Below are 23,753 nucleotides of genomic sequence, written 5' to 3'. Positions count from 1 at the left end.
CTGATGGCTGACCGCTCTCAGCATTTGATCGGGTTGTTGCTCGGCGCCGAAGAAGACTGGCCGCAGGCGTTCGAAGGGCTGCTACGCAAAGTCGGGCCGGTGACCGACAGCGGCGGGACCACGCACGAGTTCAGCACCGAGCGGCTGTCGATCGAGCCGTTCGACCTGAACGACCCGGTCCGGGTCGGGCTGGTGATCGACCGGCTCGCCTACTGGTACTACCACCCGCGCGAGTGGCTGAAGAAGGCCGCGCTGATGAACGGCACGTACCTGCTCAACTCGCCGTTCACCTTCCAGTCGATGGAGAAGCACAGCGCGTACTGCGCGATGCTCCGGCTCGGCCTGAAGATCCCGCGGACCGTGCTGGTGCCGTACAAGAATCCGGTCGACAACGTGCGCTGGGCGTACACGGCGGCGAAGTACAACAAGCCGTTCGACCTGGACGCGATCGCCGACGACCTCGGCTACCCGATGTACATGAAGCCGTTCGACGGCGGCGGCTGGCGCGGGGTGTCCCGGATCAACAACCGCGAGGACCTGCACACGGCGTACGACGAATCCGGCGAGATGCTGATGCATCTGCAGGCGACGGTCGAGTACGAGAAGTTCGCCCGGGCGCTGTCGATCGGCGCCGAGACGATGGTGATGGACTTCCGCCCGGACGAGCCGATGCACAACCGGTACGCCGTCTCGCACGACTTCCTCAGCCCGTCGGCCGGCCACCAGGCGGTCGCGATCAGCCGGATCGTGAACGCGTTCTTCGGCTGGGAGTTCAACTCCTGCGAGATGCTGGTGGCCGGCGATTCGGTGCATCCGATCGACTACGCGAACGCCTGCCCGGACGTCGCGATCACCTCGCTGCACTACTACTTCCCGTGGGCGATCGGCGCGCTGGTGAAGTGGTCGGTGTTCTCGCTGGCGACCGGCCGGCGGACCAAGGTCGACCTGCACACCGAGCGGTACTTCGCGGTCGCCGACGACGAGTCGCTCGACTACGACGCGAAGATCGAGGCCTACCTGGCGCTGGCCGACGAGTACTTCGAGACCGCGAAGTACACCGAGTGGTGCGCGGAGAACCTGGCCGACTTCGACGCCCGGCTCCTCGAATGGGTCCAAGGCGACGACTTCGACCGCATCCTCCGCGAGACGGTCGCCGCTACCTACCCCGCCCACGAGCAGGAGAAGTTCCTAGCCCACTTCCGCGGCCTCACCGCCCTCTGGGCTTCCGACCAGTCAAAGTAGAACCACTGCAAGCGCGGCGGCGATTGCTAGTTGGATTGCTGCCGCGGTCAGCCGCCCTCTGGACCTGCTCCAGGGCACGTCTGCCCAGGCCCAGCCGGCCAGTACGACGTCGATGGCCAGCAAGGCTAGGCCGACTAGCCAGAGCCAGGGCGGCAGCTCCTGCCAGTTGACGGTCGCCCTGGCGAATAGCAGGAAGAGGACGCCGGCCAGCAGGATCAGTACTGCGTCGAGGCGGTCGCGGAGCTTGCGGCGGTGAAGCTGCCAAGCCGCGACGAGCGGATAGCCGATCGCGAGGACCAGCAGGAAGACGGTCCTCATCAGTTGGCCGCCAGCAGCTTGGTGCCGAAGTCGTCGACGGAGGCTGCGACATCGGACAGCACCACGACCGCCCGCTTCCGCTCCAGGTCGAGGCCGACGAAGGACCGGTAGCCGCCGGTTCCCCCGTCGTGCCAGACCATGTTGCGGTCCGTTCCAGGCAGTGGGCTGGTGAGCCAGAACAATCCGATCCGGTCGCCGTCACCGAACTCTTTCCGCGGCGCCAGCGCCTGGATGCCGTAGTACCCCCGCAGCAACGCTTGCAGCATCAACGCCAGGTCGCCCGACGTGGACACCACACCACCGGCGGGGCCGTAGCCGTCCTGCACCCACGGAGCTTCCTTGCGCCCGCCTGAGCTGTAGCCGTCCGGAGCAGTGGCCGGGACATGCGTCTCGTTCATCTGCAGCGGCAACAGGACCCGCTCGGTCAGGGCCTCCGAGTAGCTCTTGCCTGCTTTGCGTGCGAGAGCTTGACCGAGCAGTGCCGCACCAAGATTGGAGTACGCCGGGTTGCCGCGTCCACCGGTTCCCGCAGCTTTGGCTTGGTCGACGACCTGGTCAACGTCGTACGGGTAGGGATTGCCGGCGGACCAGCTCGCCACGAGCGATCGCGCGGCGACGAGTGGCTGGTGCGAGGTGTTGGGCAGGCCGGAGGTATGGGTCGCGAGTTCCTCGAGGGTTGCGGTGGCGACGCTCGCGCCGCCGAGCGGGATCAGCTGCCCGACTTGCTGATCCAGCTTCACTTCGCCACGGCGTACGGAGTCTGTCAGCAAGAATCCGGTGAGCGTCTTGCTGATGGAGCCGATCTCGAACGGGCCGTGTTCGTTGGCACCGCGGCCGGCGAACACCATCGAGTTGTCGCCGATCACCGCGACGGCCAGTCGATGCCCAGGGCCCTCGTAGTTCTGATCGATGAAGGCCTGCAGCTTCGTATCACCGCTCCTTGCTGTCGTGAGTTCCAGCGTGCGTGGGCGGACCAGCCAGCCGCCGGCGGCTACCGCGATCGCCAGTAGTACGGCGATGAATTTCATGCTCACCTCTCCAAAGCCACCAAGATCGCCAGCAGCGCGACCACCCGGGACGGGGGTACAGCGAAGACCCCGCGGCTTGGACTGTGCAACCAGCCTTCCGCAGTCAACTGCCGGAGATGGTGGTAGATCTGCCCGCTCGTGCCAAGACCCTGGACCGCACTGAGTCCGCTGACTGTGCTGGTCCCGCGCAGGATCTGCTGCAACAGGGTCAGCCGGACCGGGTTCCCGAGGGCCGCGAGTGCTCCGGCCCACTCGGTCCAGTCCGCTTCCAGGACAGCTTCCTCGCCATCGACAGCCTGTGGACGAAGCCGGCCGGCAGCGGCTGCTTCGAGCGCGGCGATCCGCTGCTCCAGCGCTGCGAGCCGGTTATCCACAGCTTCTTCCACACTGTGGATAGTACGTAGTTACGTAACTATTGCAAGTACCTCACCGCTAAAGTGGCGAGGTGCGCGACGACGAGGTGCCCGCGTGGTGGCAGCGGCTGGGGATCGACGGGCTGATGGACGTGCACGTGCACTTCCTGCCGGACGGCGTGATGAATGCGGTCTGGGCCTACTTCGACCAGGCCGAGGAGCACTACGGCCGGGCCTGGCCGATCACCTACCGGACGACTGTCGCCGAGCGACTGGAGACGCTGCGCGCACTCGGCGTACGGCGGTTTCCCGCGCTCGTCTATCCGCACAAGCCGGACATGGCTGCCTGGCTGAATCAGTGGGCTCGCGACTTCGCGGCCGCCACACCCGGCTGTGTCCGGAGCGGGACGTTCTACCCCGAGCCCGGCGCCGCGCAGTACGTGAAGGAGGCGCTCGAGTCAGGCACCCGGATCTTCAAGGTGCACGTACAGGTCGGTGACTACGATCCGCGCGACGACGAGCTCGACGCGGTCTGGGGCCAGCTGGCCGAGGCCGGCGTACCGGTCGTCGTGCACTGTGGATCGGGGCCGATCCCCGGTCGTCACACCGGACCGGGACCGTTCGGTGAGGTGGTGCGCCGGCATCCGCGGCTCACCGCGGTGATCGCGCACCTGGGCATGCCGGAGTACGCCGAGCATCTCGCGCTGGCCGAGACCTATCCGAACGTGCACCTGGACACCACGATGGCGTTCACGCCGTTCGCGGAGGCGATGATGCCGGTCGACCCGGCGCTCAAGCCGCGGCTGGCCGCCTTGCAGGACCGGATCGTGCTCGGGTCGGACTTCCCCAACATCCCCTACGAGTACGCCGTCCAGCTGGAATCACTGGAGCGCCTCGACCTCGGCGACGACTGGCTGCGCGCCGTCTGCCACCACAACGGAGCCCGGCTACTCGGTCGGTAGCTGAGCGGCGAACCAGGCGAGCGTGAGACCGGTCAGCAGGGCGTCGCGGTCGAGATCGAGGTTGACCAGCTGGGCATTCCAGGCCAGCAGCGCTGTGCTCAGCACCAGAGCGGAGATCTTCTGCCCCTCGTTGAACGCGGTCAGGTTCTCGTTGAACCAGCGCACTTCGGCGAGCTCCGCCGCGTCCAGTCCGCGCTGCTCGGCCTGCGCTTCGGTGACTTCCGTGTACGCCGGGGTCGCCGCGAGCCCCTGCCCGTCATCGCCGACCTGGTATTCCTCGTACCCGAGGCGGCTCATCAACTCGTCCCAGCCGGCCGCCGTACGCCGGCTCGGTGAACCACCGGGCGGGCCGGCCAGCGCGGTCCACGCGATCGACGGAATCACCAGGTGGTGACTGCCCCGCGCCTCCAGCCGGCCTGCTGAGTCGAGCACGTCCATCACGCCACTCGGCCAGGCATGCGTGAGCAGGGCCGGCGTCGCATTGGGGTTGGCGGACCGCAGGTGCAGGAAGTGGACGAACTGGCCGCTGATCTCGGTGCTGTAGTGGTCGTAGGTGCTCAGCCGGCGCTCGTGCTCCCGCCAGTCGTATCCGGCGACCCAGTAGTCGAGCAGCTCGTCGGCGTACGAGGCCGGGACGATCCGGTCCAGTCCCGCCGCGATGTAGTCGCTGCTGTCGCGGAACGTCCGGAGCCGCTGGTACAGCGACTCCAGCTCGGCCTGCGGCACCTGGAGCCGCAACTGCCGGACCTCCGCGGTTCGTTCGATTCCCACCCTGACGACCTCCACGCCTCTCCCCGTTCCGAACCCGCGACTTCCCCAGGATGATGCGCCGGACGAGCCGACAGTTCGGCTCTGTATACCTTTCTAACGACCTTCGGGCCGGAACGGTCCGCCGGGGTGTTGCAAGTTGCTGCAATTCGAGGTTTTTCGAAGAGTCTTGACAACGCTGTCCAGCGGCTCGGCCGACCCATTGCTGAGCGGATTTCAACGTTGTAAAGTCGTCGCGACCGCGCACTCCACCGCATCGGAGGCCCCTCGATGTCAGCCACCCCCGCTCAGCCCGGCGTCCCGCGCGCCGAGCATCCCCGGCCGCAGTTCGTCCGCCCCGACTGGCTCACCCTGAATGGTGAGTGGCAGTTCGAGCTCGACCGGTCCGACTCCGGCCTCGAGCGCGGTGTCCGCGACCGCGACCTGCTGCAGCGGATCACCGTCCCGTTCGCGCCCGAGTCGAAGTTGTCCGGGATCGAGAACGTCGACTTCCTCGAAGCCGTCTGGTACCGGACCACGGTCACCATCCCGGCCGACTGGGCCGGCCGGGAGGCGGTCCTGCACTTCCAGGCCGTCGACCACGACGCGACCGTGTGGGTGAACGGCGTCGAGGTGGTCCGGCACCGCGGCGGCTTCACACCGTTCAGCGCCTCGCTGAGCGGTGTCGCATCGCCTGGCGAGGAGGCGGTGATCGTCGTGCGCGCCCGCGACACCCGGTACGGCGTACAGGCTCGCGGGAAGCAGAGTCAGCCGTATTTCAACGCGGATTGCCACTACACGCGGACGACCGGGATCTGGCAGACGGTCTGGCTGGAAGCTGTCCCGACTGTCCATCTGCTGCGACCGCGAATCACTCCCGACGTCGCTGGGTCGGCCTTCCATATCTCCGTGCCGGTCTCGGCGAACAAGGCCGGCTGGAAGGTGCGGACCATCGTGTCCGACGAGGCCGGCGAGGTTGTCGCCGCCGAGGTTCGGGCCGATCTGGATCTCGCGCCACGCCTGGTGCTGCAACTTCCTGCTGACCGGGTTCGGCTCTGGGACACGACGGATCCGCACCTGTACGGCGTACGGTTCGAGCTGGTTGATGCCGAGGGCAACATTATCGACGCTGCCGAGAGCTATGCCGGGTTACGCTCGGTGTCGATCAACGGCCAGGCGATCCTGATCAACGGCAAGCACGTCTTCCAGCGACTCGTGCTGGATCAGGGGTATTGGCCGGAGAGCCTGATGACGGCTCCTTCGGAAGAGGCACTGGTGGCCGACATCGAGCTGAGTCTCGCGGCCGGGTTCAACGGGGCGCGGTTGCACCAGAAGGTCTTCGAGGAGCGGTTCCTGTACCACGCGGATCGGCTGGGTTATCTGGTCTGGGGCGAGTTCGGCGACTGGGGTGCGGGGGTCGCCGGTACCGGTGACGACAACCAGCAGCCGACGGCGTCGTTCGTGACCCAGTGGTTGGAGGCGGTCGAGCGGGACTACAGCCACCCGTCGATCATCGGCTGGTGCCCGATGAACGAGACGCATCAACTGCTGCACGACCGGATCACGCAGCTCGATGACGTCACTCGCGCGATGTTCCTTGCCACCAAGGCGGCCGACACCTCGCGGCCGGTGCTGGACGCGTCGGGGTACTCGCATCGCGTGCCGGAGACGGATGTCTGGGACTCGCACAACTACGAGCAGGACCCGGTCGAGTTCGGGAAGCAGATGGCCGGCCTCGCCGACGGTACGCCGTACGGGAACACCGGGCCGGAGCAGCGGCCGATCTCGCTGGCGTATGCGGGGCAGCCCTATTTCTGCAGTGAGTTCGGTGGGATCTGGTGGAATCCGACCGCCGCCTCCAGCTCGTCGGGGAACGACAACACCGAATCCTGGGGTTATGGGCAACGGGTGAAGGACGAGGCAGAGTTCTACGACCGGTTCACCGGGCTGGTCGATGTGCTGCTCGACAACCCGTTGATGTTCGGCTATTGCTACACGCAGTTGACCGACGTCTTCCAGGAGGAGAACGGGATCTACCGCTTCGACCGTTCGGTGAAGCTCGACGTGGAACGAATCCGCGCTGCTCAAATCCGACCGGCCGCCTTCGAGGTTCTAGAGGTCTAAAGGGGTGCCGTCGGGGGGAAGTTTGACCCCGGCGGCACCGATCTCGACTGGGCGCACCCATTTCAGATGACCCCCAGGACGTTCCACCCAGTACGACGTACGTCGCGCCGTCCGTTGAATCCTTCAGGCCGAGGTGGCGATTCCGCGACTGAGCGCTCCCATCGCCTTCGGCGCGCCGTCCTCGTAGAACTGCTCGAGTTCCACGATCTCGAAACCGGCCGCCGTCACCGCGTCGCCGATCTTCCGGGTGAGATGACAGCCGCCCACGATCCGCTTGTTGATCGGCTCGAGTCTCCGCTGCCAGCGCACCACCGACTCGTCCGGCGCGTACCCGTGCTCCAGGAAGTGGAGGGTGCCGCCTGGCCGGAGTACGCGCCGTAGCTCCAACAACGCGGCTTCGAGGTCAGGGATCGTGCACATCGACCAGGTCGACAGGGCGGCGTCGAACGTGTCGTCGGGGTACGGCAGCGCTTGCCCGTCGAGACCCGACCGTTCGATCGGCACACTGCTCTTAGCCACTCGCTCGGCCGCAAGCTTCCAGGCGAGGTCCGCAGGCTCGACCGCTGCGACGCGAGTGACTGCCGCCGGGTAGAACGGAACGTTGTGCCCGCTCCCGAAGCCGATCTCGACCACCTCGCCGGACAGATCGGCGCACACGCGGGCGCGGTTCGGATGAGCCGACTTGGCGCCACACGCAAAGTTGATCAGGCGGGGCAACACCCGCTCGCTGTAAACGCCCATCGCCGGCCTCCATCGTTTCGCTAAGGCGAGACTAGGCCGCTCCCGCTGATTCGGTCAGAGAGTGTGAGTGACCAACTGGAGCAGCAGACTCGCGGCAGCAACCGCGATCCAGAGGATCGCCCCCAGAAGCAACGGCCGGATCCCCGCAGCACGGAGCTCAGCCGGCCGAAGCGAGAGCCCGATCGCAGCAAGCGCACACGTAATCAAAAACGTCCCACTCAACGCCAGCCCCGCCTGCCAGCCCTCAGGCACCACGCCCGCACTCCGAAGCCCCGCCGCCCCCACAAACCCCACCAAAAACAAGGGCACCAACTTCCGCCATGGCAACTTCCGAGGCTGAGCCCCCACACCACCAGCCTGCCCGACGCTCGCCGTACGAGCTTCTCGGCGGGATTTCAGGAGGACGAGGGTTAGGACTATGGGGACGAGAGTGATGGAGCGGGTGAGTTTGACGACCAGGGCTTGGTCGCCGGCGGATTGGGAGTAGGCGTAGCCGGCCGCGACTACCGATGAGGTGTCGTTGATCGCAGTACCGGCCCACAAGCCGAATGCTTCGGGGCCGAGGCCGAGGAGGTGGCCGAGGGGCGGGAACGCCAGCACGGCGACTACGTTGAAGGTGAAGATGGTGGCGAGCGCATAGGCGACCGACGAGCGTTTTGCCCCGATCGCGGCGGTTGCAGCGGCGATCGCCGAGCCGCCGCAGATCGCCGTACCGACTCCGATCAGCGTCTGCGTGTCACCCCGTACGCCGAGCAGCCGGCCGAAGACCCAAGCCCCACCCAGCGCGACCGTCAGCGTGCCGAGCATGACCGGCAACGAACTCCCGCCGACCCGCACGACTTGCTGGAGCGACAGCCCAGTACCAAGCACAACAATCGACAACTGCAGCAGATTCTTCGCCGCGAAGTCGTACCCCGGTCGCAGCCTCTCCCGCCGCAACCCCGGCACCAGCACCCCCGCCAAAACCCCAAGCACGATCCCGAACACCGGCCCACCAACCACCGGCACCACCCGCCCTAACGGCACAGCCACGCCAGCCAACACCAGCACCACAGCCACGCCCGGCAGCCGCCCGACAACTCGCGCACCCCACCCACCCGACACCAAAGCCCGCTCCGCAGATGCGAGCGCCGCCTGCTCCAGCTCGGCAGCCCCGCGCTCCGCAGGAGCAGTCCCGTCCGCGAGCGCCGCCTGCTCGAGCTCACCGATCCCGGGCTCCGCGGAAGCGGTGTTGTCCGCAGGGGTTGTGGCGTGTGAGGTGTGGGTCTTGGGTGACTTAACCTCGACGTGCAGCATCGGTGGGCCTCTCGGAGTAAATGTACGCACATTTAAGCTAAGAGATGACCGGACATTTGGCAAGACGGCAAGCTGCGCCGTCGCTGGAGCGTGGGAGCTGACGACCGAGGATGACCGAGCGCAGGCTCGACCGCAGTGGTGGTCAGACGCTGTGGAAGCAGTTGCAGCAAGACCTGGTCCGGCGGCTCCGGGCCGGGGAGTTCGACGACCTGTTCCCGGGCGAACTCCAGCTCGTCGAGGACTACGCCGTCAGCCGGCACACCGTCCGGCAGGCGCTCGCCAAGCTTCGCGCCGACGGGCTCATCGTCGCCGAACGCGGTCGCCAGCCACGCGTCGCGACGACACCAGAGATCCGCCAGCCGATGGGCGCGCTCTACAGCCTGTTCTCCTCGGTCGAGGCATCCGGCCTGCCGCAGCACAGCGTCGTACGGGCGCTCGACGTACGCGCCGACGGCGTCATCGCCAGTCGCCTCGACCTCGAAGCGTCGAGCCCACTCGTCTACCTGGAACGCGTCCGCTTCGCCGGCGACGAACCGCTCGCCCTGGACCGCGTCTGGCTGCCGAAAGCGCTCGCCGAAGGTCTCCTCGACGCCGACTTCAGCCACACCAGCCTCTACAACGAGCTGGCCAAGAGCACCGGCCTCCGTCTCGACCACGGTCGCGAGGACATCCGCGCGGTCAACCCGACTCCGGCCGAGCGCGCGCTCCTGCACTGCCCCGCCGACGCCGCCGCGTTCTCGATCAACCGCCTCGGGCATGCGCAGGGCCGCAAGATCGAGTGGCGCCACACGGTGGTCCGCGGCGACCGGTTCGCCCTCGCCGCAGAATTCTCCGCGCACGAGGGCTACCGACTCACCCCCGCCACCGCGGCGACGGCCCTTCCTTAAACCAAGTGGAGACCTAGAAGGTGTTAGCTGTTGACTACTGCGTAGGCCTCGATCTCGATCAGGGCGGCGGAACTGAAGAGGGAGACCACCTGTACGGCGGTGCTCGCCGGCGGGTTGGCCGTGTCGACGTAGGTGTCGCGAACGGCACGGATGACCGGCAGGAACGCGATGTCGGTGACGAAGACGTTCAGCTTCACGACATCGGCGAACGTCGCACCGGCGGCAGCCAGGCAACGCTCCAGGTTCGCGAAGACCTGCCGGGCCTGCGCCTCCGGATCGTCTTCGCCGACCAACTGCCCGTCGCCGTCGAGCGCGACCTGCCCGGCGATCGCCACCCACCGTCCCGGCCCGGTCACCACATGGCTGTAACCGTTGCCCGGGGCAACACCTTCGGGCTGCGGATACGAGAGATTCGTCAAGGATTCCTCCAGTAGCGGCTCACGCTTGACTTCAAGCGCACTCGAATTGCTCCAATCAACACTATGACCTGGGACACCAACAGCTTCGACCTGGACGCCTACCTCACCCGCATCGGCAGCCAACGCGCCGAGCCATCCGTCGAGACGCTGGACGACCTCCATCAAGCCCACGTCCGATCGATCCCGTTCGAGAACGTGGACGTCATCCTCGGCACCCATCCCGGCATCGGCTTCGACGCGATCCAGCGCAAGCTTGTCGGCCGGCAGCGCGGCGGTTATTGCTACGAACACGCCCTCCTGTTCGCCGCCGCCCTCGAACATCTCGGCTTCGACGTGACCCGCCGCGTCGCCCGCGTCCAGCCGCAGCGCCCTGGTCCGCGAACCCACGCACTCCTGAAGGTAAGGATCGACGAGCAGGAGTTCCTCGCGGACGTCGGCTTCGGTGCCGGCATGCTGCACCCGATGCCGCTCAAAGACGGCGCGGTCGTCGACCAGGCCGGCTGGGACCACCGCCTCACTGCCACCGGCAACCTCTGGACCCTGGAGAAGAAAACGAAGGACGGCTGGACTCCGCAGCACGCCTCCGACGATCAACCGCAGCTGCTGATCGACTACCAGATCTACCACCACTACGTGTCGACGCACCCGAACTCCCCGTTCAGCACGAAGCTCGTGGTGATGCGCCTCGACAACGGGATCAGCCGCCGCCTGGTCGGCAATCAGTTCACGACCGAGTACGCCGATGGCCGGCTCGAGCAATACGACGTACGGGATGAGGAGGTCGGCGACGCACTGGCTGACCTCGACGTAGTGCTCGCTGCTGAAGAACTAGACCGCCTGCAGCACGTCCTCGCAGCGTCAAAGCCGTGACAACTCAGCGAGCTTGGAGCTGGCTCGAAGCTTCCTGGGCGTCGAGCAGCGCCTCGCCGTGCTCCACGGCCCACCGCCCGAGCTCCCTCATCGGCCCTTCGACCAAGCTCGTCCCCAGCTCGCTGAGGCTGTAGTCGACCCGCGGCGGCGCCTCGGCGTGCGAGCGACGCTCGATCAACCCGTTGGCCAGCAGCCGGTTCAGCGTCTCGGTCAGCACCTTGTCGCTGATCCCGCCGATCGCGGCACGCAACTCGCGCCGGCGACTCGGCCCCGGCCGGAGCGCGACGAGCACGACCGGATCCCAGGTATGGGCGAACAGATCGGTGACCGCGCGCAAATGGCAATCGGCGACCAGGTCGTAGCAGTCGTGGTTAGTCATCTCACCAGCCATCATCGCGCTTCGGTTGCGCACCGATCGGTGCGCAATGCCTTTCCTACGGTAGCCGGACCACCATGGAGAGGAAGCAATGATGAAGATCGGGATCCTAGGGACCGGGACCTTGGCGGCAGGACTGGCGACGGCGTGGGCGAGCGCCGGACACGAGGTAGCGATCGGCGGACGGTCGCCGGGCAAGGCGCAGGAGATCGCGGATCGCCTGGGTGACGCCGTACGAGCCGTCACGCCCCGCGAGGCGATCACCGGACGCGACGCAGTACTGCTCGCGGTCTGGTGGGACGGCGTCGACGACGTACTACGAAGCGCGGGCGCGGCGGATGGCCTATTGGATGGCACACCGGTGATCGACCCCACGAACGCCGTCGACTTCGGCGTCGGAACGTTGCTCACCGAGCCTGGCGATTCGATCGCGGACCGGATCGCCGTACTGGCTCCGGGAGCGCATGTCGTGAAGGCGTTCCACCTCTTCGCCAGCACCCAGTGGACCGACCGGAGCAACCCACCGGTCACCGTCGCGATGTGCGGCGACGACCCGGCGGCGCTGAAGGTCGTCAGCGAATTGGTCACCGACGTCGGCGGCGTACCAGCCGTCCTCGGCCCGCTGGCTCGCGTCCGTCAGCTCGAGGAGGTCGCCGGATTCGTCATCGGCCTGGTATTCGCCGGCGTCGACCCCAGCTCCGCCATCCCCCAGGTCCCCATGCCGCCGCGCGGTGTCTCGGTCCGGAACGACTCGCCGAGCTCCGAACCGAGCCCGAAGTAGTGCCGGAAGTTGTAGATCAACGGCGACCACGCACCGGGATCGACATAAGAAGTGCCCGGTACGACGACGCGCTCGTCCGCGTGCACGCGCAGAACCTTGGCCTGTACGACGAGGAAGTTGCCCTCGGCATCCAGTCGCACGTCGGCCGCGCGCGCCTCGAACTGTAGGGGGCATTCGGCCACTCGTGGCGGCCGGACAAGTTCGGAGGCGACCGGGGTCAGCCCGGCCGTCTCGAACTTGGCCGGCTCGTAGCGGAACCGGGCCTGCTTGCCGGTCGGCACCGGGTCACGGCCGGTGCAGCCGGCGATGCGCTCGACGTTTCGCCACAAGGATGGGGACGGGAAGTTGATCACCAGGTCGGGCCGCTGCCGAAGATTCGCCGCCGTCTGGCCTTCGGTTCCCAGACCGAGGACGACGACGTCGCCGAGCGCCCAGGCCGACGACATCGGGGCGAGGTTGTAGGTGCCGTCGGGGTTCTCTGTCGACAGCAGTTCGACCGGCGTTCCGACGTACAGGATGGACGGTTCGATCGTCAGGTGAGTCATGGCTCCGACGCTATGAGCGGGATGCTTCGGTGGGCGCCGAAGCATCCGCGAGGCACGATGGTCGGGTGACGATCGCTAGCGAGGGGCAGGAACTGGCCGCCTGGGCGCGGATGCTCGCCGACGGGACCCGGGCGACGGTGTGCCTCGCGCTGCTCGACGGGCGGGCGTGGACGGCGACGGAACTCGCCCGGCTGGCAGGGGTGTCGCGACCGACGATCAGCGAGCATCTGAACCTGCTGGTGTCGGGCGGGCTGCTGACCGAAGTACGGCAAGGGCGGCATCGGTACGTGAAGCTGGCCGGGGCGGAGACAGCGGAGTTGCTGGAGGGATTGGCGGCACTGGCGCCTCGGCGTACGGAGGTCGCGAACAGCCTTGCAGCGGCGAGCAAGCGGGACGCATTCGCGAGGGCACGGACTTGTTATGACCATCTTGCGGGGAGGCTAGGGGTCGCGTTGACGGATGCGATGACCGAGCGCGGGTTGCTGGACTGGGCCGACGGGGTTGCGTTGACACCGGAAGGCCAACGTTGGTTGGAGAATCTCGGGATCTCTGTCGATGGACGGGCCGGGCGGCCGCTGGTTCGTTCCTGTCTGGATGTGACCGAGCGACGGGCACATCTCGCCGGACGAGTCGGCGCCGCGCTGTGCGAACACGCTGTGAAACAAGGCTGGGTAACTCACATCCCCGGCGGACGGGCGCTCAAAGTCACTAGTTCGGTGCGCGATCTCGGCCTGCCTGCACGCGTAGTACAAGATCTTCTGACCAGGTCGTGAGACTTCTGCTGGAAGACACGCGCTCGATGGGCGTTATCGGGTGATTCGGCCTACCCTTCGGCCATGACTGGTTTCGAGCCCGACACCGAACTGGTGTCCCGCCTCCCCTTGCCCAGCCATGTGGTCGTCCAGGTGAACGACCGCTGGTACCGCGGCTGGCTGATCGGCCGCGAGCACGAGGAGACGGGATGGACCGGCACGGTGCAGTACGAGGACGACGAGGGAGTGGAGCGGACGAAACGCCTGCCGGCGGAGCGGATCGCGCTGCCCGAGGCGGACCGGCCGACTGAGCGAGCGTCGTAGGAGGAGACAACGCGCGAAGGCCCCTGGAGAGAGATCTCCGGGGGCCTTCGCGCGTAACGACTGGTCGGGGCGCCTCATAGCGACAGACGAGAACCCCGCCCCAGGCCCTTCGGGCGGTTGACCTGGGGCAGGATCCTCAGTGGCGTTACACACGGTGTATCGGTGATCACAGCCCCGGTGTTACACAGATCAGGAAAATTCTTCAGTACGCGACTCCCCGAGTAGGTCGATCCCGACGCACGTGGCTGAACGCCGGGACCTGGAAGCAACCCGCCTCTCGAGCGACCGGTCGTCCTGAACACTCAGTGCCCTGATCGGCGCAGGCCAATCGTTGCCGTCGCCCATTGCTTTCAGAAATGCACGGCGAGTAGGACCCGGCCGGTCTCGGAACTCCTGATGTCGAGGGCCCGGATCTCGCTGCGATGCAGCTTGGTCGTCGCGGCCGGCTTCACCGTCGTACCGGGTGAAGCGGTCCAGCTGGCGAGCAACGTCGCCTTGCCGGACGCGTCCGTGACGAACAGCTCGTAGCCCCGAGCGCGCTCGCTCGGCGTCGCCAGTTCGTCGTACCGGCAACTGATCTCGATCGTGGTACCCCACCGCTCGTCGACCAGCCGCGCATCCGCCGACAACTTGCTCGCCACGGTCTGCGCCAGTACGACGCGATCTCCCTGCTGATCGTCCCTCGCCAGCGGCCCCGCCACCACCGCGCCGATCGCGGCCGCCGTCGCGGCTGTCGCGGCGATCACTCCTGCCAGCCTTGCCCGACGTCGGCGGCGATCCTTCTGGACGGCCCTGGTGAGTCCCGGCAGCAGGTTCGGCGGAGTGGCGGCGATCGTCGCGAGCGCGCGCTCGTCGGAGAGCACCTTGAGGGTGCCCGGTACGCCGGCCAGCGCCGCCACCTCCTTCGCACAGTCCGGGCAGGTGCGCAGATGTTCCTCGTACTCGCGCCGCTCGGCTGCCGACAACGCGCCGAGCAGGTACGCCGCGTCCCATTCCCGGTACCGGTCGCTCATTCCTGCGTCACCCCCCTTTCCTGCAACGCCAGCTTCAGCGCCCTCAGTCCGTAGTGCAACCGCGATTTGACCGTCCCGGCCGGAATGTCCAGCTCGGCGGCGATATCGGTGACCGTGCGCCGCCCGTAGTACGCGCGCACGATCACCTGCCGATGATCGTCCGACAACTGCGCCAGCGAATCCGAAACCAGCCACGCATCCAGTACGGCGTTCGCGTGGTCGGCACTCGGCCGCTCCGGCAGCTCCCCGGTGGCCAGCTCCCGGTTGACCCGGGCACTGCGCCGGTCGTCGATGACAAGATTGCGCGCCACCGTGAACAGCCAGGCCCGGGCCCCCGCCTCGTCCTCGGTCAGGATCTGCGGCCGCCGCCAGGCGCGCAGCAACGTCTCCTGAACGACATCCTCGGCGAACCGGTCGTCCCCCGTCAGCCGGACCACGAACCGCCACAACGAAGGCGCGTGCACATCGTGCAACTCGCGCAACAGCGCTGCCCGCTCGTCGGCCATCGGCTCTCCTGTGCTGGATCGGGTCTCGTCAGTCCGCCGCGGTCACCAGGTCTCGCTGCCTCTTCACGATCGGGCTGCTCTCCAATGCCCACGCCCCCGACCCGAGGAACGCGATCAGCAGGAACGCGAACGAGAACAACGCCGCCTTCTCCCCGCCATTCTGCACGGGCAGCAAAGCCCCCGACTGGTGCACGGTGAAGTACGCGTACGCCATCGACCCGGAGCACAGCAACGCGGCGTACCGCGTCCCGATCCCGACCATCACGAACAACCCACCGACCGCCTGGATCGCCGCCGCCCACCACCCCGGCCAGACGAACGCCTCGATCTTCTCGGTGCCGAATACCCCGAACAACGCTGCGATCCCATGGGTGGCGAACAAGAATCCCACCACGATCCGGAACAACCCCAGTACTTCGTCGCGCCAGCGCTCCATAACTCACTCCTCAGGTGAACGGACGGATTCACACGCCACCAGCGGCCTCACCCGCCTCAGCAGCGCCCTTCTCCTGGAGTGAACGACCACCGGAGCCATCCGGTTCAACCGTCCGTAATCTTCTAATCACCCTTCGGAGCCATTGACATCGGGCGGTTGCACCCGCTAGACCACCCCAACGAGCGAAAGCACCCCCAAACCTGACACACTGTCCTGGTCACCCAGGGGCCTCTAGCTCAATTGGCAGAGCAGCGGACTTTTAATCCGCGGGTTGTCGGTTCGAGTCCGACGGGGCCTACCCATCTCTCACGTGCAGTGAACCCGCCCACGCCGGGCCCCTACGCACGCCCGACTCCCCAGCTAAGGGGCTCCGTCGCCCCCGCTGCCTCGCCCGGCCGCTCCCACCCACTCTCCAGACGTCAGCCCGCCGTCGGCCGTCGTGTCGCGCGGCCACCCACCTGCCTGCGATTCCCGCCTGCGGGGCGACCCGGGTGGCGTGCACGTCGCCTGCGCAATTGGCCGGCACATCGCGGACCACCAGAGCCTCTCCCCAACCACCCCCTGTCCGCGCCCATAGGGATCTACGCTCGGGCAGTGAGTTTCAGTGCTTTCTCCAATCACGTGCGTAACGCGGCGCTGCCACACCAGCGCCGGGTGTCGGCGTTGCGGTCTTGTGTGCGGCTTTATCGGCCGATCGGCTTCGATGCGACGCTCACCTATCTCGAGGAGCTGGCTGGACCGTTCCCGCGAGACGACCAGGCGCTGATAGGTGCTCATGATCAGCTCGCCACCAGCCGAACCCTGTGGCACGAGCACCTCGCCAGCTACGCCGACCAACGCCGTGCGGCGAAACGCCTCGGGCACCGGAAGCCGCGGAAGACAGAGGTGAACCCGAATCTGGGTCCATCGATCTGGTACGGCGCTCCAGAGGAGGCTGCGCGGCAACTAGTCGAACCGATCAAAGACACCCGCGCCTGAGTTTGTCTTGAGCTGTGGCGTGAGTGCGCGGAGATTGAGAGCTTCAGGCAACTGAAGAGGACGGTTGGTCTACGGCCGGAGCGTGGGTTTGCTGGTCCTCAACAGCTCGCAGCGGCGTACGGGATCAGCCTCGGTGGAGTTGAGAGTCGAGTGGGCGCCAAGCTAGGGCGATTGCGGCTGGATCTGGGTACCTGGCGGCCAGGGTGCGGTCGATGAAGGTGCGGTTGGTGAGATGCCGTTCCTGGACGATCGCTCGCATGGAGTTTTCGCCGGACTCGAGTAGGGGCAACATCCGGAATTTCCAGTGGCCGGACTCGCGCCAGAAGCTGAAGGAGAACCCGGTCTCCTTGCCGTCGAGTTTCATCAGGACGCTGGCGGTGTCACCCGAGACATCCACCGCGCCTGTTGACATCCGGCTGACCTTCGCGCCGGTGCTGGACTGGTCGTTTTCCACAGAATCGATACCCAGTTCCGTCGGTGACCAGCGACGGAGGTCGTCGGCGCGCACCCTCAAGCGGAGGAAGAGAACCGCGAGCTGCTCGCTGAGCTGCACCCGCCGCAGCTCCGCCTCGGGTGCACTCAACGCCAGCTTCTTCAACCTCGCGTAGTACGCCAGGCTGTCTGCCGTCAGCAGGGCGGCTGCGGCCTTGCCGTTCTTCGCCAGCAAGGCTTCGCGGTACGCCGTGAATGCCTGCGTCACGGCCGCCTTGTCCGTCTCCAGATCAACGGCATTCGAGACGGTTGTCCGAGGCAACGGAACCGGCTCGGGCTTCTTCTCCTGCGAACAACCAATGAGCGAAGCACACAACACCACCCCCACCACAACCGCCCGCTTCACTCCAGACACCAAAGCCTCCCCAGTCATCCCACCCCGAAGCAACGACCTCGAGGCCGCCCTAGATCATGCCCGTTGCTTCTCCAGGCTGTCCATTCACGTCGACCTCGCATGAGGGATCATCACTGCCGTGATGAGACCTTGGCTCGCGGTGCCAGTCGTGTTGGCTCTAGGTCTCGGCGTACGGGCCTTCACCGGCGGCGATTTCGCCAAGTACGCCGGCGTCGCGCTCTACGCCACCCTGATCTACGCGTTCCTCTCCTTCTGGCTACGCCGTCTCTGGGCAGCCATCACGGCAACCGCCATCAGCTGGACCGTCGAATTCTTCCAACTAACAGGCATCCCCGCGGACCTGTCAGCCCGCAGCACCCTCGCCCACCTGATCCTCGGCTCCACCTTCAACACCCCAGACCTCTTCTGGTACGCCGCCGGCGCCGCCCTCGGCACACTCGTCGTACGCCCACCAACAGCCAAGAACCTGGCTAACAACTGATCCCGGGTCCGGTCCGCGAGAATCCCTCCATGCCCGCGCAGCCTTACGTCAGGTTCCAGAGCCCGTACCCGGACCGCCTCGGCCGTCGGATCGGCATCTTCGGCCTAGTCAACATGCTCGGCAAACGAGGCCTTCTCACCCCAGCAGAAGAACACTTCCGCCGTACGACGAACGCCTGGTACGACGCGACGTACCTGAACCCGACGACCGTCGACCCCACCGTCTACGACCCAACAATCAACCCGACCGCCGCCGCCTGGTTCTCCCCCACCGCCGAGCACCTCCTGAAACCGATCCCCGACTACCTAGCCATCCTCGCCGCCCACAACCTCCCCTGCGACCGCTACGACTCCCCCGACCCCGGCCGAATCATCTACGAGGACCCCAACCAGGTCGTTGTCGTACCCCACGAAGCAGCCCCATCCATCGAACCAACCGCATCCATGTGGCTACCACCGACTCCTTGAGGTCCGGGCGTACCGACGGACATGAGGTGTGCCCTGGAGAAGGCTCGCCGTTCCGGCGGTGAGCGTGGGGCAGTGGAAGTCCGGAGGAGACCTCATGTCCGTCGGTACACGACAGGCCAGGAACCCACCGGGTGAGGGCGCTTGGGTGGCTTCCGTCGTACGAGATGTGTGGTCGTTGTCGGGCGCGAACCGACAACCTGCGGATCAAAGTCCGCGGGTCCGGGTCATTCCTCGGTGGCTGCTGTTATCGGGGGAAGGGTGAAGTAGGCGTAGATGCCGGCAGCAAGGATCAGCAAGGCGGAGATCAAGAAGATTGCGTCGATGCGGGTGAGGTGGAGGCCTAGGAGGTGGATGTTGAGGGTTCGGAGGGTGGTGCTGGCTAGGGAGCCGGCTGCTATGACCGAGATCATGGAGGCGGCGGTGACGATGGGGTTGATGACGGCCATGGTTCGGCCGGTGAATTCCTTGGGGATGACGGCTAGGAGTTGGGGGCTGATGCCGGCGTTCATGACGGCTACTGGGATGGCCATCAGGAACATGACGGCTACGGCCAGGGGGAAGTGGGTCTGGCGGGAGAGGGTGGCGATTCCGAGGCCGCCGAGGATGAGGCCTAGCCAGGTGATGTTGCGGGCGTGAAGGAGCTTGGTCAGGCGGCCGGAGACTAGGGAGCCGGAGACTGCGCCTGCGCCGTACGCCATCCAGAGGATTCCTAGCAAGCCTGCGCTGACGTGCAGGTTGTCGGTGACGAAGAAGACCATCAGGGCGGTCAGGGCGCCAGTGCCCAGGGACGAGATGACCATTACCGAGAGCAGGGCGATCAGGAAGCGGTTGCGGGCGAAGGTCTTCACACCGTCCGCGAACTGCCCGAAGTAGGACGCCCGCTCGGCGCTTGCGACGTCGGTTCGGGTGGCGTCGGAGGCGGGGAAGTGGATCGAGCGGATGGCGACGTACGAGACGACGTACGAGGCGCAGTTGATGAACATGGCCCATTTGATGCCTAGGGCGAAGAGCAGTGGCGCGGCGATGGGCGGGCCGAGGATGACGGCGGTGGCTGCGGTTGCCTGGCCGAGTCCGAAGGCTTTGGCGCGGTCGGCTTCGCCGTGGACGATCTCGCCGATCGTGGCGAAGCGGGCGGGGTTGAAGAACTGGCCGGCGGAGTTGACGACTAGGACGACGGCGTAGAGGAGCGCGAGCCAGACGCCGACCGGGAGGGTCTTGGTCGGTAGCAGGGTGATCAGGGCGAGGGTGCCGACTACGAGGACGCGGATGACTTCCGAGCGGAGGAGGGTACGGCGGAGGCTCCAGCGGTCCACGAAGACGCCGGCTAGCGGGCCGATCACCATCGTCGCGATGAACGCGCAGAGCATCAGCCCACTGACCGCGGCCGGTGCCCAATGGCTGCCGGCCAGCAACTCGGTCGCGATCCACAACGTGAGTGTCGTGTCGAAGACGAAGTCCCCGACCGACGAGATCGCCTGCCCGTACCAGAGTCGCGCAAAGTCCCGATTGACCAGAAACCTGGCCACCCGCCCGCCCGTACTACGGGTTGCCGTCACCTCGTCATCCACGTGCCCCTCCTCGGCCCTCGCCATAGTGATCCCCCACCGGGTCACCGTCCAGACACCCGACCTGCCAAAAGCTGCAGATATGAATCAGATTGAGCTGCTGCGAGCGACGATGCATGGTTGACGCATGAGCACTCCGGATCGGAGCCCGAAGTCGCTGCCAATCTCGGAGCAGGACCTGCACGCCCTCGCCGTTCTGCGCGATTCGCAGGCGCATCGCGCGGCGCTCTCACGTTTCGTCGACGTCGAGGTGACAGCGGAAAGCACCGAAGAAGTCGTGCTCCACGCGGTTCTGAGAGCCGGCATCTGCCCCCTGGGCCGGATCCGGCCATCCGATGTGGTCGCCGAGCTGGCCCTCTCCGCGGGGGGCACGTCTGAAGGGGTGGGTGGGGACGCCGAAGTACGAGCGTGGGTGGGGACGCTGCGACTTCCTGTGGGCAGGTCCGGGGTGTTGGGGGCGGGGTGTGCTACCACTGGCGCATGGTGGATGAGCGGGAGGCGGGGCGGCAGCACGACTTGCTGGGGGTGGCGGGTGGCGGGGCTGCGGATGGTGGGGGCGAGAGTCTGACCACCGTGCTGGTGGCGTTCGGGGCGAACGTGTTGATTGCGTTGGCCAAGTCGGTGGCGGCGATTGTGACGGGGTCGGCGTCGATTTTGGCGGAGGCGGCGCATTCGTGGGCTGATGCGGGGAACGAGGTGTTCCTGCTGATCGCGAACCGGCGGGCGCATAAGGCGGCTGATGAGTTGCATCCGTTGGGGCATGGGCGGGAGGCGTACGTCTGGTCTCTCTTCGCGGCGCTCGGGTTGTTCGTGGCGGGCGCGGCGGTGTCCATCACGCACGGGATCCAGGAGCTGATCACGCCGGAGCCGGCGGGGCATTACGTCATTGGGTACGTCGTACTGGCGGTCTCCTTCCTGCTCGAAGGTGTTTCTTTCCTCCAGTCGACCAGGCAGGCGAAGTCCGAGGCCAGGTCGCTGCAGCGCGACCTGATCGAACACGTTCTCGCCACCTCCGATCCGACTCTCAGAGCGGTCTTCGTGGAAGACGCCGCCGCCCTCGCGGGTTTGGTCATCGCCGCGGCGGGTCTGCTCGCGCATCAGCTGACCGGGTCGTCGGTCCCGGACGCGATCGGGTCGATCCTGGTCGGCGTACTGCTGGCTTGGGTCGCACTGCTGCTGATCAATCGCAACCGGCGGTTCCTGGTCGGACAGGAGGCTGATCCGCGGGTCCGTGCGGCTGCGCTGCAGGCCCTGCTCGCGCTGCCGGAAGTTGCCCGGGTCACCTATCTGCGGCTCGAGATCGTCGGCCCGCGGATGATCTCGGTGATCGGCGACGTCGACCTGACCGGCGACGACACCGAATCACATGTTGCGGTCCGGCTGCGGGCGCTGGAGGCCAAGATCAGTGCTTCGCCGGCCGTGGCGGGCGCGGTGCTGAGTCTCTCCGCGCCGGACGAGCCTTCGCTCTGAAGGCCGGACAAGTCGCTGCCGGCAAGGGGATTGCCTGTTCGGGGTTCCTGATTGAGCAGACCGGTACGCCGGGCGGGGCGGCTCGACATCCGAACGCAGACGACCGCGGCAAACCTCCCTACGATGGCGGTCATGACCCTCGACGCGCGTCGGCCGCGCAGCATCATCGCGATCGCTTCGCTGGCGCTCGTCCTGAGCACCAGTGGCTGCAACGGGGACGACGCCTCGCCACCGGTAGCCGGCCCGACGACACAAACTCCCACGCCGACCCTCACACCGAGTACCCCGTCGAGCCCGCCAAGCCCGACGACGCCATCGACGACCCCGTCATCGACGCCGAGCGCGGTGAAGGTGACGCAGAAGCGGCCGGGGTGGGCGCTGGATCGGATCGACCAGCGCAAGCGGCCGCTGGATCAGCGGTTCACCACCGCGAACCAGGGGCAGGGCGTCACGGTCTACATCGTCGACGGCCTCTTCGACGTGAAGAACCCTGACTTCGGCGGCCGGGCCACGGTCGGTCTGCCGACCGGGACCGCGTGCAACTTGGAGGACGGCACCAACCACGGACTCTTCGTCGCCGGTCTGGTCGCAGGGAGTCGCACCGGTGTAGCCAAGCGGGCCAAGATCGTGTCGGTCGGCGACAGCTACCAATGTGAGGGCGGTAGCGAGGCGACCCCGGCCCAGAGAACCGCGCGCATCGTGAAGGCACTCGACTGGGTCGCGGAGAACGCCAAGAAGCCCGCCGTCGTGAACCTCTCGCTCAACATCGCCGACTCGCCGCCCACGTTCAAAGCCGCGGTCAAGCAGCTCATCGACAAAGGCCTCACCGTGGTCGCCTCAGCCGGCAATGACGGCGAGGACGCTTGCCAGCACCCGCCCGCCGGATTGCCAACCGTCGTCACCGCCGCAGCAATGACGCAGACCGACGAAGACGCCGGCCTCAACTACGGCCGCTGCGTGGATCTCTACGCTCCCGCGGAGAACCTCACCTCGCTAGCGGACGCCAGTCTCAGCCCCAACCGCCTGATCACCTCGGACTTCGCCGCAACCTCCTGGGCAGCACCCTTGGTCAGCGGCACCGCGGCGCTCTACCTGTCGGCCCACCCGACGGCATCGCCCGCAGAGGTACGCACCTGGCTCATCGACAACTCCACCAAGGGAGTAGTGAAAGGCAACCTCCGCGGCTCACCCAACCGCCTCCTCTTCACCGGCGGTCCCCTCTAGAATCGACATCCGCGAAGCCGTGTGAATGACGCGAGTCAATTTCAGCCCGGCCGCCTCGAACAACAGCCCGTACTCCGATTCCGTGCGCTCGCGCCCACCCGGCAGAACGAGCATGTTGAGATCAGAGAATGCGGCCTCGGCCTCCGAACCAGGCAGCCCGAGCAATCCTTCGACGACCAGTACGACGCCGCCCGGCGCGAGCGACTCCCGGCAAGCGCGCAGAATCGTCACGCATTCCTCGTCCGGCCAGTCGTGCAGAATCGACTTGAGTAGATAGGCATCCCCAGCGGGCACCGCTTCGAAGAAGTTGCCAGTGGCAAACGACCATCGCTCGGCAACAGATGCCAAAGACCCAGCAGGCGCCGTCCGTCCAACCACATGCTCCTGGTCGAAAACGATCCCGCTCAACTCAGGATTCCGCGCCAGTACTGCGGCCAGCAGCACCCCGAGTCCCCCACCCACATCGACAACCGTCGACAACCCACTGAAGTCGTAAGCATCGGCAACAGCCCCGGCGACAACAGAACTCAACGCCGCCATGTTGTCGTTGAAGACCTCGTTGTACTCCGGATGTGCGACCCGATGCTCCCAGACATCCATTCCGTGCAGGGCACGGAACGCATTCTCACCGGTCCGGACACTGTGCATGAGATTCCCCCACGCAGCCCAGATCGCCGAATCCTGCGTCAATCGGGCCAACGGCCGAAGACTCCCCGGTACGCCGGTACGCAACCACTCCCCGAGCGCCGTATTCGCATAACCCCCATCGGCCTCGGCATAGATCCCCACGCTGCTCAAGGCTCGCAGCAACCGGTTCAACGTCTCAGCATCGACTTCCAGCGCAGCAGCCAACTCGTCGGCGGACAAAGGACCGCCCACCAGCCGGTCGGAGATCCCCAACTCGGCAGCAACACTCAACGCCGCCGCCAGCCGGAACCCGGTCACCATCGCCTGCAGTTCTTCTCGTCCCCCCATGGACCCGATCATGCGCCGCCGACACC

27 protein-coding genes, 1 tRNA gene and 1 pseudogene are annotated in these 23,753 nt (G+C 66.6%); 14 read left to right on the top strand and 15 right to left on the bottom strand.

Annotated elements, in window-relative coordinates:
• Positions 1-3 precede the first annotated feature (3 nt).
• A complete protein-coding gene (locus ABZ004_RS13475) occupies positions 4-1,242 on the top strand; it encodes a hypothetical protein (RefSeq protein WP_355680109.1) in 1,239 nt (412 codons plus the stop codon).
• On the opposite strand, the gene ABZ004_RS13470 is transcribed toward ABZ004_RS13475, so the two are convergent.
• The 3 genes from ABZ004_RS13470 to ABZ004_RS13460 are packed head-to-tail and all read right to left on the bottom strand — an operon-like array spanning position 1,234 to position 2,974.
• Complete coding sequence (locus tag ABZ004_RS13470; protein ID WP_355680108.1) at positions 1,234-1,560, bottom strand: hypothetical protein; 327 nt, start codon at positions 1,558-1,560, stop codon at positions 1,234-1,236. The genes ABZ004_RS13475 and ABZ004_RS13470 overlap by 9 nt on opposite strands.
• Positions 1,560-2,588, bottom strand: a complete 1,029-nt coding sequence (locus ABZ004_RS13465) for a serine hydrolase domain-containing protein (protein WP_355680107.1) — start codon at positions 2,586-2,588, stop codon at positions 1,560-1,562. Before ABZ004_RS13465 ends, ABZ004_RS13470 begins: the two co-directional genes overlap by 1 nt.
• Before the next feature lie 2 nt (positions 2,589-2,590).
• Positions 2,591-2,974, bottom strand: a complete 384-nt coding sequence (locus ABZ004_RS13460) for an ArsR family transcriptional regulator (RefSeq protein ID WP_355680106.1) — start codon at positions 2,972-2,974, stop codon at positions 2,591-2,593.
• Positions 2,975-3,033: 59 nt separating this feature from the next.
• On the opposite strand from ABZ004_RS13460, the gene ABZ004_RS13455 reads away from it, so the two are divergent.
• Positions 3,034-3,903, top strand: a complete 870-nt coding sequence (locus ABZ004_RS13455) for an amidohydrolase family protein (RefSeq protein WP_355680105.1) — start codon at positions 3,034-3,036, stop codon at positions 3,901-3,903.
• Here ABZ004_RS13455 and ABZ004_RS13450 read toward each other — a convergent pair.
• On the bottom strand, positions 3,889-4,674 hold the full coding sequence (locus ABZ004_RS13450) for an epoxide hydrolase N-terminal domain-containing protein (RefSeq protein ID WP_355680104.1): 786 nt from the start codon (positions 4,672-4,674) through the stop codon (positions 3,889-3,891). The genes ABZ004_RS13455 and ABZ004_RS13450 overlap by 15 nt on opposite strands.
• Before the next feature lie 267 nt (positions 4,675-4,941).
• Between ABZ004_RS13450 and ABZ004_RS13445 the strand changes: the two genes are divergently transcribed.
• Positions 4,942-6,774 (top strand): sugar-binding domain-containing protein, encoded by a 1,833-nt coding sequence (locus tag ABZ004_RS13445; RefSeq protein WP_355680103.1) that lies wholly within the window; start codon positions 4,942-4,944, stop codon positions 6,772-6,774.
• Between the two features lie 123 nt (positions 6,775-6,897).
• On the opposite strand, the gene ABZ004_RS13440 is transcribed toward ABZ004_RS13445, so the two are convergent.
• Positions 6,898-7,515, bottom strand: coding sequence for a class I SAM-dependent methyltransferase (locus ABZ004_RS13440; RefSeq protein WP_355680102.1), 618 nt, complete (start codon positions 7,513-7,515; stop codon positions 6,898-6,900).
• Between the two features lie 54 nt (positions 7,516-7,569).
• A complete protein-coding gene (locus tag ABZ004_RS13435; protein ID WP_355680101.1) occupies positions 7,570-8,811 on the bottom strand; it encodes a putative sulfate exporter family transporter in 1,242 nt (413 codons plus the stop codon).
• 110 nt (positions 8,812-8,921) lie between these two features.
• On the opposite strand from ABZ004_RS13435, the gene ABZ004_RS13430 reads away from it, so the two are divergent.
• On the top strand, positions 8,922-9,698 hold the full coding sequence (locus ABZ004_RS13430) for a GntR family transcriptional regulator (protein ID WP_355680100.1): 777 nt from the start codon (positions 8,922-8,924) through the stop codon (positions 9,696-9,698).
• Positions 9,699-9,721: 23 nt separating this feature from the next.
• Here ABZ004_RS13430 and ABZ004_RS13425 read toward each other — a convergent pair whose 3' ends face one another.
• A complete protein-coding gene (locus tag ABZ004_RS13425) occupies positions 9,722-10,117 on the bottom strand; it encodes a RidA family protein (RefSeq protein ID WP_355680099.1) in 396 nt (131 codons plus the stop codon).
• A 63-nt stretch (positions 10,118-10,180) separates the two neighbouring features.
• On the opposite strand from ABZ004_RS13425, the gene ABZ004_RS13420 reads away from it, so the two are divergent.
• On the top strand, positions 10,181-10,987 hold the full coding sequence (locus ABZ004_RS13420) for an arylamine N-acetyltransferase (protein ID WP_355680098.1): 807 nt from the start codon (positions 10,181-10,183) through the stop codon (positions 10,985-10,987).
• Positions 10,988-10,991: 4 nt separating this feature from the next.
• On the opposite strand, the gene ABZ004_RS13415 is transcribed toward ABZ004_RS13420, so the two are convergent.
• Positions 10,992-11,366 carry a helix-turn-helix domain-containing protein gene (locus ABZ004_RS13415; protein ID WP_355680097.1) on the bottom strand — a complete coding sequence of 125 codons (375 nt, stop codon included), beginning with the start codon at positions 11,364-11,366 and terminating at the stop codon, positions 10,992-10,994.
• A gap of 88 nt (positions 11,367-11,454) precedes the next feature.
• Here ABZ004_RS13415 and ABZ004_RS13410 point away from each other — a divergent pair.
• Positions 11,455-11,757: pseudogene (locus ABZ004_RS13410) on the top strand (NAD(P)-binding domain-containing protein); the annotation flags it as partial.
• A gap of 242 nt (positions 11,758-11,999) precedes the next feature.
• Here ABZ004_RS13410 and ABZ004_RS13405 read toward each other — a convergent pair.
• Positions 12,000-12,689 (bottom strand): flavin reductase family protein, encoded by a 690-nt coding sequence (locus ABZ004_RS13405; RefSeq protein ID WP_355680096.1) that lies wholly within the window; start codon positions 12,687-12,689, stop codon positions 12,000-12,002.
• 65 nt (positions 12,690-12,754) lie between these two features.
• Between ABZ004_RS13405 and ABZ004_RS13400 the strand changes: the two genes are divergently transcribed.
• The gene (locus tag ABZ004_RS13400) at positions 12,755-13,462 is read left to right on the top strand and encodes a helix-turn-helix domain-containing protein (RefSeq protein WP_355680095.1); all 708 of its coding nucleotides are present in this window, start codon (positions 12,755-12,757) and stop codon (positions 13,460-13,462) included.
• A 63-nt stretch (positions 13,463-13,525) separates the two neighbouring features.
• Positions 13,526-13,765 (top strand): hypothetical protein, encoded by a 240-nt coding sequence (locus tag ABZ004_RS13395; RefSeq protein ID WP_355680094.1) that lies wholly within the window; start codon positions 13,526-13,528, stop codon positions 13,763-13,765.
• A 350-nt stretch (positions 13,766-14,115) separates the two neighbouring features.
• On the opposite strand, the gene ABZ004_RS13390 is transcribed toward ABZ004_RS13395, so the two are convergent.
• The 3 genes from ABZ004_RS13390 to ABZ004_RS13380 are packed head-to-tail and all read right to left on the bottom strand — an operon-like array spanning position 14,116 to position 15,720.
• Positions 14,116-14,778 (bottom strand): zf-HC2 domain-containing protein, encoded by a 663-nt coding sequence (locus ABZ004_RS13390; RefSeq protein ID WP_355680093.1) that lies wholly within the window; start codon positions 14,776-14,778, stop codon positions 14,116-14,118.
• Complete coding sequence (locus ABZ004_RS13385) at positions 14,775-15,284, bottom strand: sigma-70 family RNA polymerase sigma factor (protein WP_355680092.1); 510 nt, start codon at positions 15,282-15,284, stop codon at positions 14,775-14,777. The genes ABZ004_RS13390 and ABZ004_RS13385 overlap by 4 nt, the downstream gene beginning before the upstream one ends.
• Positions 15,285-15,312: 28 nt before the next feature.
• Positions 15,313-15,720: a DoxX family protein gene (locus tag ABZ004_RS13380; RefSeq protein WP_355680091.1), complete on the bottom strand. Its 408-nt coding sequence runs from the start codon at positions 15,718-15,720 to the stop codon at positions 15,313-15,315.
• Between the two features lie 225 nt (positions 15,721-15,945).
• Here ABZ004_RS13380 and ABZ004_RS13375 point away from each other — a divergent pair.
• Together ABZ004_RS13375 and ABZ004_RS13370 are read left to right on the top strand one after the other, a co-directional pair.
• Positions 15,946-16,018: transfer RNA gene (locus ABZ004_RS13375), tRNA-Lys, on the top strand.
• Positions 16,019-16,314: 296 nt separating this feature from the next.
• On the top strand, positions 16,315-16,698 hold the full coding sequence (locus tag ABZ004_RS13370; RefSeq protein ID WP_355680090.1) for a hypothetical protein: 384 nt from the start codon (positions 16,315-16,317) through the stop codon (positions 16,696-16,698).
• 124 nt (positions 16,699-16,822) lie between these two features.
• Here ABZ004_RS13370 and ABZ004_RS13365 read toward each other — a convergent pair whose 3' ends face one another.
• The gene (locus ABZ004_RS13365) at positions 16,823-17,545 is read right to left on the bottom strand and encodes a hypothetical protein (protein ID WP_355680089.1); all 723 of its coding nucleotides are present in this window, start codon (positions 17,543-17,545) and stop codon (positions 16,823-16,825) included.
• A gap of 139 nt (positions 17,546-17,684) precedes the next feature.
• Here ABZ004_RS13365 and ABZ004_RS13360 point away from each other — a divergent pair, with 139 nt between their 5' ends.
• Positions 17,685-18,026, top strand: a complete 342-nt coding sequence (locus tag ABZ004_RS13360; RefSeq protein ID WP_355680088.1) for a DUF2809 domain-containing protein — start codon at positions 17,685-17,687, stop codon at positions 18,024-18,026.
• Positions 18,027-18,055: 29 nt separating this feature from the next.
• A complete protein-coding gene (locus tag ABZ004_RS13355) occupies positions 18,056-18,493 on the top strand; it encodes a hypothetical protein (RefSeq protein ID WP_355680087.1) in 438 nt (145 codons plus the stop codon).
• A 224-nt stretch (positions 18,494-18,717) separates the two neighbouring features.
• Here the strand turns inward: ABZ004_RS13355 and ABZ004_RS13350 are convergent, their stop codons facing one another.
• Positions 18,718-20,061: an MFS transporter gene (locus tag ABZ004_RS13350; protein WP_355680086.1), complete on the bottom strand. Its 1,344-nt coding sequence runs from the start codon at positions 20,059-20,061 to the stop codon at positions 18,718-18,720.
• Positions 20,062-20,538: 477 nt separating this feature from the next.
• Between ABZ004_RS13350 and ABZ004_RS13345 the strand changes: the two genes are divergently transcribed.
• Positions 20,539-21,528: a cation diffusion facilitator family transporter gene (locus tag ABZ004_RS13345; RefSeq protein WP_355680085.1), complete on the top strand. Its 990-nt coding sequence runs from the start codon at positions 20,539-20,541 to the stop codon at positions 21,526-21,528.
• A 132-nt stretch (positions 21,529-21,660) separates the two neighbouring features.
• Complete coding sequence (locus ABZ004_RS13340; protein ID WP_355680084.1) at positions 21,661-22,752, top strand: S8 family peptidase; 1,092 nt, start codon at positions 21,661-21,663, stop codon at positions 22,750-22,752.
• Here ABZ004_RS13340 and ABZ004_RS13335 read toward each other — a convergent pair.
• Positions 22,714-23,727, bottom strand: a complete 1,014-nt coding sequence (locus tag ABZ004_RS13335; RefSeq protein ID WP_355680083.1) for a methyltransferase — start codon at positions 23,725-23,727, stop codon at positions 22,714-22,716. The two genes, ABZ004_RS13340 and ABZ004_RS13335, sit on opposite strands and share 39 nt — an antisense overlap.
• Between the last annotated feature and the right edge of the window lie 26 nt (positions 23,728-23,753).

The sequence above is a fragment of the Kribbella sp. NPDC006257 genome (assembly GCF_040613535.1).
Taxonomy (GTDB): Bacteria; Actinomycetota; Actinomycetes; order Propionibacteriales; family Kribbellaceae; genus Kribbella.
This window is presented reverse-complemented; position numbering and strand designations above follow the sequence as displayed.